The sequence below is a fragment of the Burkholderia sp. Ac-20392 genome (assembly GCF_017104585.1).
Lineage (GTDB): Bacteria > Pseudomonadota > Gammaproteobacteria > Burkholderiales > Burkholderiaceae > Burkholderia > Burkholderia lata.
Genome location: NZ_JAAGPB010000414.1, coordinates 1 through 7,697 on the forward strand (window position 1 = coordinate 1; position 7,697 = coordinate 7,697).

Annotated in this window: 7 protein-coding genes; 3 read left to right on the forward strand and 4 right to left on the reverse strand. The window is 63.1% G+C overall.

Annotation, left to right across the window (positions count from 1 at the left end; all coding sequences use genetic code 11):
• Nucleotides 1–1,010 (reverse strand): alkaline phosphatase family protein (locus tag G3N99_RS30595; protein ID WP_346778508.1); only part of this gene is annotated, 1,010 nt, incomplete at its 3' end.
• Between the two features lie 163 nt (nucleotides 1,011–1,173).
• Nucleotides 1,174–2,343, reverse strand: coding sequence for a class C beta-lactamase (gene ampC / locus G3N99_RS30600; RefSeq protein WP_174939171.1), 1,170 nt, complete (start codon nucleotides 2,341–2,343; stop codon nucleotides 1,174–1,176).
• A 159-nt stretch (nucleotides 2,344–2,502) separates the two neighbouring features.
• Between ampC and G3N99_RS30605 the strand changes: the two genes are divergently transcribed.
• Nucleotides 2,503–4,632: a patatin-like phospholipase family protein gene (locus tag G3N99_RS30605; protein ID WP_206124239.1), complete on the forward strand. Its 2,130-nt coding sequence runs from the start codon at nucleotides 2,503–2,505 to the stop codon at nucleotides 4,630–4,632.
• A 94-nt stretch (nucleotides 4,633–4,726) separates the two neighbouring features.
• Here the strand turns inward: G3N99_RS30605 and G3N99_RS30610 are convergent, their stop codons facing one another.
• On the reverse strand, nucleotides 4,727–5,539 hold the full coding sequence (locus G3N99_RS30610) for an alpha/beta hydrolase (protein ID WP_206124240.1): 813 nt from the start codon (nucleotides 5,537–5,539) through the stop codon (nucleotides 4,727–4,729).
• Nucleotides 5,540–5,609: 70 nt separating this feature from the next.
• On the reverse strand, nucleotides 5,610–6,092 hold the full coding sequence (locus tag G3N99_RS30615) for a hypothetical protein (protein ID WP_174933612.1): 483 nt from the start codon (nucleotides 6,090–6,092) through the stop codon (nucleotides 5,610–5,612).
• A 403-nt stretch (nucleotides 6,093–6,495) separates the two neighbouring features.
• Between G3N99_RS30615 and G3N99_RS42430 the strand changes: the two genes are divergently transcribed.
• On the forward strand, nucleotides 6,496–6,630 hold the full coding sequence (locus G3N99_RS42430; protein WP_006767081.1) for a hypothetical protein: 135 nt from the start codon (nucleotides 6,496–6,498) through the stop codon (nucleotides 6,628–6,630).
• A gap of 302 nt (nucleotides 6,631–6,932) precedes the next feature.
• Nucleotides 6,933–7,517 (forward strand): class I SAM-dependent methyltransferase, encoded by a 585-nt coding sequence (locus G3N99_RS30620; protein WP_241011928.1) that lies wholly within the window; start codon nucleotides 6,933–6,935, stop codon nucleotides 7,515–7,517.
• The last annotated feature ends 180 nt before the right edge of the window (nucleotides 7,518–7,697 follow it).

Sequence of the window (7,697 nt, forward strand, 5' to 3'; positions counted from 1 at the left end):
TCGCCGCCGTCCATTTCATATGCGGACGGCGCGGGCAGCGCGCCGAGTTGCGCGAGCACGGTCGGCGCGACATCGGCGATGCTGGCGCGCGTGTGCAGGTCGGCCAGCGACGCCGGCTGTGCGGCGCTGCCCAGTCGTCCGTTGTCGGCCTGGTTCATCGCGATGAAGGTCGTCGATTCGGACAGCAGCGGCAGGCCGTCGCTGCCGCCCGCCGCGTTCAGGCCGTGGCCGCCGGTCACGACGACCAGCCAGTTCTCCTTGTTGCGCTTCGCGGTTTCGGCGACGAGCGCGCCGACGGCCGCGTCGAGCTGCTGCAGCGTATTCGCGTACGCCGACGCGCCGAGGCCGTAGTTCAGCGCGGCATCCTGCGCCGAGTGGTATTGCGCGACGACGAGCGAGTAGCCCTGCTGGATCATCGTGGCGCCTTGCTGCGTGACGCAGCTGTCGACCGCCGCGCAGTTCGCGAGCGTGTCGAGGCTGCCCGCATTGCGCCCGGTGGTCAGCAGCGATGCGAGCGCCGGCGACCCGACGGCCGCGCCGAGCAGGCCCGCGTTCGCGGTCTTCAGCGTGTCGAAGGTGGTCGGCGCCTGCAGCGCCTGGTTCGGTGCGTCGGACAGCACCTGATGACGATTGCCCCACGCGCCGGTGAGCAGCGTGGCCCAGCTCGGCGTGTCGAGGTTCGGCTGCTGCGACAGCAGGCCGTTGACGCCGCCGCTGTAGGCGGGCGCGACGTGCAGCTTCGCGAGGTTCGGCAGCGTGCCGCCCGCGATGCCGGCCTGCAGTGCCGCATAAGTGACGCCGTCGAGCTCGATCACGAGCGCGCGGTTCGCGACCTGCTGGCCCGGCGGGTTGCCGCCGTTGCCCTTGCCGTTGTCGGTGCCGCCGGACCCGCCGGCCGCGTTCGCCGACGCGCCTGCCGCGCCCGTGCCATCCATGTTGCCGCCGCATGCGCCGAGCGCGCTGACCAAGGTCAGCCCGCACAGCAGCCGCGCGAGAGTGGTCTTCCTCATGTTTCCCCCTGACTGAACTATCCGGACACGCCCGGAGATCTGCCCGGATTCTGCTCAGGGGATGCGATGCACGTATTTCGTTTTGCAGAAGCGCGCCGATACAGGTATCAGTTTTTTTGGGGAGAGCCGGCCGGGTGAAACGGCCGACTTTCCGGTGGAAACGTTACCGCCGGCCGTCGAGCGCGCCGAGAATCCCGTACGCGGCCTTCACGCGATCCTCGTTCGGATAGCTGCGGTTCGCGAGCATCACGATCGCGATCCGCTTCGCGGGGACGAACGCGACATAGGTGCTGAAGCCGTTGGTCGAGCCCGTCTTGTTGATCCACGTATCCGCGCTCGGCGCGAGCGGCGGCTTGATCGCGGTGGCCGCTACCCCGTCGCGCAGCATCTTCATCGAGTTGCCTTCGATCAGCGTCGGCAGCGCGACCGGATACGGATACTGTTCCCAGATCAGGTCCTGCGTCAGCGGCCCCGCGCGGAAATAGCCGGTGTGCGTGCGCTCGAGCGCGCGCTGCAGGCGCGGCGCGGTTTCAATCAGCCCCATGTTCGCCTGCACGAAGCGCAGCAGGTCGGCCGCCGTGGTCCGCACGCCGTAGGCCGGTTGCCACAGCATGCCGCCCGTCATCCGGATCGGCTTGCCGTCCTGCGTATAGCCCTGCGCATAGTCGGCCTGGCGTGCTTCCGGCACGTTGATGTACGTGTGCGTCATCCCGAGCGCGGGAAAGAGCCGCTGCTCCATCAGCACCGCGAAATCCTTGTGCATCGCCTTCGCGGTGAGCCACCCGAGCATCCCGATCGCGACGTTCGAGTATGTGCGATACGTGCCCGGCGCATACGCGGGCCGCCACGCATCGAGATAGCGGATCAGGCCCGCGTCATCGCGGATGCTGTCCGGCACCTGCAGCGGCATGCCGCCCGGCGTGTGCGTGCCGAGATTGAGCAGCGTCACGACGCCGAACGGCTTGCCCTGCACCGCGGGCAGGTACTTGCCCGCCGGATCGGCCAGCGACAGTTCGCCGCCCTCCTGCGCGTCGGCCGCGAGTGTCGCGGTCAGCGTCTTGCTGACGGAGCCGATTTCGAACAGCGTATCGCCGGTGACGGGCTTGCCGGTTTGCGTCGACATCACGCCGTAGTCGAACACGTAGGGCTTGCCGTCGGCGACGATGCCGATCGCCATGCCGGGAATCGCGTACTGCTTCATCAGCGGCGCGATGTAGCGGGTCACGGTGTCGTGGAGGTCGTCCTGGGTGGCGGCGGCCGCGCGGCCGGCCGTGGCGGTGGCGCACGCGGCGACGAACAATGGGGCAACGATGTGCCTCATCTTGAATGACATGGCTGTGATTCCTTGAATGTCTGGCTGTTGAATCGGTGATGGACAGGCTCACGTTCTTTATTCGAGACACGCGATCGGCCGATGCCGCGACGTGGCGCTTCTCACCACACCTGTCGTGCCATCGCCGCACCCACGAACCTGTCGAGGCACGACTATCGATTGATCGCGCGCACTTCACAATCGATGTTATTTTTCACAAGACACAAGAAAAACTTATGGGGGAATTTTTCGAATATCGGTGCACACCGGGTTGCGAAAATGGAATGCCATTCGAAACCATCGACACATGACCAACCGACACCGCTCGGCAAATCGATAAGCTATCGATCTTTCGCTCAAGAAAGCGCCAGCCACGCCGAAAAAGACAAGAGAGTTAGGACGGGGAAGATGCGCCCTTGCACAAAGGCAGGGGTGACGACACCCTTGCCAAACTACGCGATCAATACAAAAATCCTCAATAATCCAATGAATAATTTCACGTCTCGGCCATTCGATCTCGCGCTCTCTGGCGGTGGCTTTCGGGCTGCATTCTTTCAAATCGGCGCGCTTATCGCTCTTGGCAAGCTGGGTCACCTCGGATCCATACGTCGTATATCCGCGGTGTCAGGAGGCGCATTCGCCGCTTTGCATTACGCTGAAAAATTCCATGAGCTGAGAAACTCAGCTTCGCCAAGCACCACGCAGAATGAAATCGGAACACAAGCGTCGATTGCTGCCTATGCCGCGCTGTCAGCTATCTCGGCAAAGGATCCCCGGACTTCGGCGTTGCTTGACACATCATTTCTTCTTAACTCGCTGGACAAGAAGACGTTCTTCCTCGGCCGCTCGGTCGAGCGGCAATTCAAATGGAAGGCAGGTCACTTCTCTCATTTGCCGTTCGAAGTCATTCTCAATACCGTTAAATTGGAGAACCGCGAGATCGTTGGACACCAGCTCATCGATACGGATGACGTTGGAGGTTGGCTTGCCGCAGCCACCGCCCTGCCGGGCGTATTCGAGCCTCGCGCCATCGACGGCACACAGTATGTCGATGCCGGAATCGTCGACAAAACCGGCGTTCAATCCCTGCTGGCTCCAATGGGTACTACCGGCCCCTCGGTCCAGATCCTCTGCATTGATGCGTCACAGGGGATGACTCTTGATACAAAAAAAGCGGTGTCGGCCGGGTTTGCCATGCAAAAACTTCTCGAATTCTCCGCCGAGGAAGGACGCCTCGAATTGATCGACCGGCAGGACGTGGAACTCGTCTCCCTACGTGACGACGAACCATGCTGGCACGGTGTCCGTAACACCATCCGCGCCATGCTTGCCGACATTCGCACCGACCTCGACTACTTCACCCCTGTCGAAGCTGCAGCGTTGGCTTATGCGGGGTACCACGGCACTATCAAGAAATTTGAACCTGCATTAGATCCGCTAAAAGCGCTTGATGCACTCCAGGCTCAGTACAAGCAGAACCCGAAAACGCATGCTTTGACTCGCACGTTGAGTCAGATGATTGACGTTGGGGGCGCGATGACAAAATCTGATGTCGGCGGCGATAGTCTCGAGACTGTCCTTGCCATGGGCAAGCGTCTGATGTTCCGGCAAATGACATCCGATAATTCCTTTCTCAGAACCATCGGCTGGTTCTTCGCGATTTGCCTCACCGCATATGCAACTGGTGTTGCAATGCTCATCACCATAACATGGCTTCTTACACTGATCTGGTTAATTCCAAAATTCTTTACAAATATTAATCCGGATCTTGCAATTTTAGGCAGCTATATTTTGACTTGCGTTCCAATCTATCTCTTATGCATTCGCCGCGGAGAAAGCCGGGCTTCCCTTCTCACGCGAACACTAGCTTTCCTGCTGTGCCCAGTGCTTTTTTGCAGCGTGATTAGCCTGCGCCTAGGTCGGTCCGGAGCTACCGCGAGCCCCTCCATTGGTTCATTGAAACACAAACAACGCCCAAGTGGATGGGTCGCGGAACTGTTCAGCTGGCCGGACCCTGACCGTGCACCAGGAAACACTCAGACACAAAAGAAACTCAATATTGCTTTGTATTTCGTCATCTCCACATTTCTTTTGATTTTTCTGGTCGTAAATCCCATAAAGGCAGCCATTCATTTCAATGTCGTGCATCCCGCCCCGATACTTCAATTATTGTCCGGATCATGGCTGGGAGCTTATTCAAACACGCTCGGATGGGTGAGTCCGATTGTGGTGATATTTTTTCTTTGCGAGATTTACATGCGCGCACGCGAAGGATTGAAAAAATTTTCCTGGCGCAGCACCCCGATTTAAAGACGTGGCGGGGAAAGACAGACTCCAGGAGGGAGGCAAATCGCCTCCCTCCGTCGGCAAAAATTCTGCGGATTTCCAAATCGGTTCGCTGTCGTTACCCCGGCAGCCGCTCGAGAAACGCCAGCATCGCCGCGTTGAACCGCGCAGGCCGCTGCAGCGGCGCGAAATGGCTCACGCCGGGCAGGGTCGTCAGCGTTGCGCCCGGAATCGTGCGCGCCAGGTATGTCGCGTGCTCGGGCCGGATGAATTCGTCGTGCTCGCCCAGCACGATCGTGACCGGCACGGCGATCGCCGCGAGATCCTGCGCGCGGTAATCCGGTTGCGTGCGCATCATTTCGCTGACCGCCGCGACGAAGGCGTCGAACTGGTCCGGCGTCGCGGACAGTTCCGCGTAGTCCTTGCGGTGCCGCGCGAAGCAGCGGTCGAGCAGCGGGCCCGGCACGATCTCCTTCGTACCGCTCGGGTCCATGTTGCACGCGAAGAAGAACACGCCGGCCGCCCGTTCCGGCGCGCGATCGGCCAGCACGAGCGCGATGCACGCGCCGTCGCTCCAGCCGACGAAGCGCGCACGGTCGACGTGCAGCGCGTCGAGGACCGCGAGCACGTCCGACGCCATGCGTTCGTAGGAATAGGGTTGGTCGTCGCGCGTGCTGCGGCCGTGGCCGCGGCTGTCGATCACGATCGCGCGATAGCCGGCCGCGAGCAGCGCCGGCACCTGGTTGCCCCAGTTGCCGCCGTGGCCGAGGCCGCCGTGCAGCAGCACGACCGCCGGGCCTTGGCCGAACGACGCGTGCCAGATGCGCGCGCCGTCGTGTTCCAGCCATCCTTGCTCGTCGGCCGCCGGCAGCGGCGTACCGCCTTGCGACTCGAAGCGGGCGAGGTCGTCGTCGTTGAGTTCCGCATTCATCGTTCCGCCGTCCTTTCGAGAGAGACGTGCTTGCGATTGTAATGCGTGCGGCCGACGCGGCCGCGACCGGTCAGGCCTGCGTCGACACCAGCCCGCCCGCCTGCGAGCCGCCCGATTTCTCGATCGCCGCCGCGAGTTGCGAGATCGCGGTCGAAAGCGCCCCCGAGATCGCGCTGGCGTTCGCACTCAGCGACTGCTGTTCGATCGCCGCGGCCGGGTCGTCCTTCGCGCGCTGCGCCGCGCTCGCCATCTGGCGTTCGATCGTGGCCAGCTGTTTCTGCAACTGGTCGATCAGCGCTTTCAGCTGGGCGACTGCCGGGCTGTCCGACGACGCGCCCGATGCGCCAAGCGTCTGACCGGAGGCGCCGGTCGCATCCTTCGTGCCCGTGGTGCCCGTCGTACTCGTTGCACCCGAGGTACCCGTCGCGCCATCGGTGGACGACGTTGCGGCGGGCGTGGCCGACGTCGCCGCCGTGGCGCCGGACGAAGCGTTCGCGTTCAGGCTGCCGTCCGCCAGCGGGGAGCGTGTGGTCGTGGAGAAATCGATCTGCATCGTATCGGTCCGTATGTCGGTAAGCGAATCGTGACTGGGGGGAAACTGCCTTCCAACTCGTTTACGGCATTCGTCACACGAAACTTTAGTATCGGGGCCGGACTGATTTGACGGAAGATCACCGCATTTTGGCCACGAAAGGGCCAGATTGGCGGCACGGTGGCGCTGGTAAAATCGCGGCTTCGCCAGCGGGATGCGCGCGCCGGTCGCCTCCGGGCACGCGTGCGCAACGCCGCCGGCCTCGACTCCCGCCCTTCCGGGCGTGGCACCCAACACGTGCCGGCGCCGCGGTCGTCGCTGCTCGGGTCGCCCTTTTCGTCCGCCGGTGGGCGCCGCTCGCCGTTTCGGGCGATGAACGCCGTGCGGCGCGCACGCACTTCATCACGCATTCGAGGAACACACGATGGCCCGCATCGGCGCCTTCTGCATCACGACGTGGCTTGCCGCCGCGATTCTCTACTTCGGCCAGCACTCCGTCGCGATGATCGTATTGAGCGGTGTCGTCGTATTCGGCGGGTTCGACCTGCTGCGTCCGTAGACACGCCTGGCCACGCCGCCGCGCACGGTCGCGACGGCCGATGCGACCGTGATAGCGTCTCCGGCACCATCCGTCACACGCACGCCTCGCTGGCGAACAGGAGAACGGGATTTGAGTCACGACCTGAATCGCCACCCGGCGGCCATTGCCTGCAAAGTGTGTGCGGCCCACGCACCCCTCTGCGGCCTGGTCGATTTCTCGCGCGGCGGCGCCGACTGCATGGCCGGAAAAAAGTCGACCCGTATACGGGGGTTCCGGTCTACTACCACGCTTGCGAGCAATGCGGCTTCACGTGGGCCCCGATGTTCGACAGCTGGACCCACGACGATTTCGCGCAGCATGTCTATAACGACGACTATGCGCGCCACGACCCCGAGTATCTCGAGATCCGTCCGCAACAGCAGGCCGACCTGATCTGCAACAGCTTTCCGGAAATGCGGGAAGACCGGGTGCTCGATTTCGGCTCGGGGCTGGGCCTGCTGGAACGGAAACTGTTATCGCGCGGCTTCACGGACGTGACGTCGTACGATCCGTTCTCGCACCCGGTTCCCCCCGAAGGCCAGTTCGATACGATCGTGTCGTTCGAGGTATTCGAGCATCATCCGGCACCGTTCGACCTCTTCGACCAGATCATGCGTTACCGGAAGCCCGGCGGCGCGCTGCTGTTCCAGACGTTGCTGATCACCCAGGAGATCCTCGATGACGGCATCGATCAGTGGTGGTACTGCATGCCGCGCAACGGGCACCTCTCGTTTCATACGCCCCGATCGCTGACGCTGCTTGCCGAACGCCACGGGCGCGAATATGGCGCATTCAATCCGTCGCTGCACGTCGTCTTCGATCGCGCGGCGACACCGCGCTGGCTCGCCTCATTCCTCAAGCAGTAGCAGCCTGCCGGCCATCCGGCAGGCAACGAACGCCGCGCGCATGCACGCGGCGTTTCACCGGCTCGCCGCCGCTTGCGCGGCATCACGCACACGTCACCATCAGCAGGCCGCGAACGTCGGCACCGCCGGCGCGACCGCCAGCGCGCGCTCGTTGAACACGACCGGCACGCCGCCGAGCCC

Coding starts and splice junctions, on each gene's coding strand:
- G3N99_RS42430 (WP_006767081.1), top strand. CDS start 6,496: ATGGCCCGCATCGGCGCCTTCTGCATCACGACGTGGCTTGCCGCCGCG.
- ampC (WP_174939171.1), bottom strand. CDS start 2,343: ATGTCATTCAAGATGAGGCACATCGTTGCCCCATTGTTCGTCGCCGCG.
- G3N99_RS30620 (WP_241011928.1), top strand. CDS start 6,933: ATGTTCGACAGCTGGACCCACGACGATTTCGCGCAGCATGTCTATAAC.
- G3N99_RS30615 (WP_174933612.1), bottom strand. CDS start 6,092: ATGCAGATCGATTTCTCCACGACCACACGCTCCCCGCTGGCGGACGGC.
- G3N99_RS30610 (WP_206124240.1), bottom strand. CDS start 5,539: ATGAATGCGGAACTCAACGACGACGACCTCGCCCGCTTCGAGTCGCAA.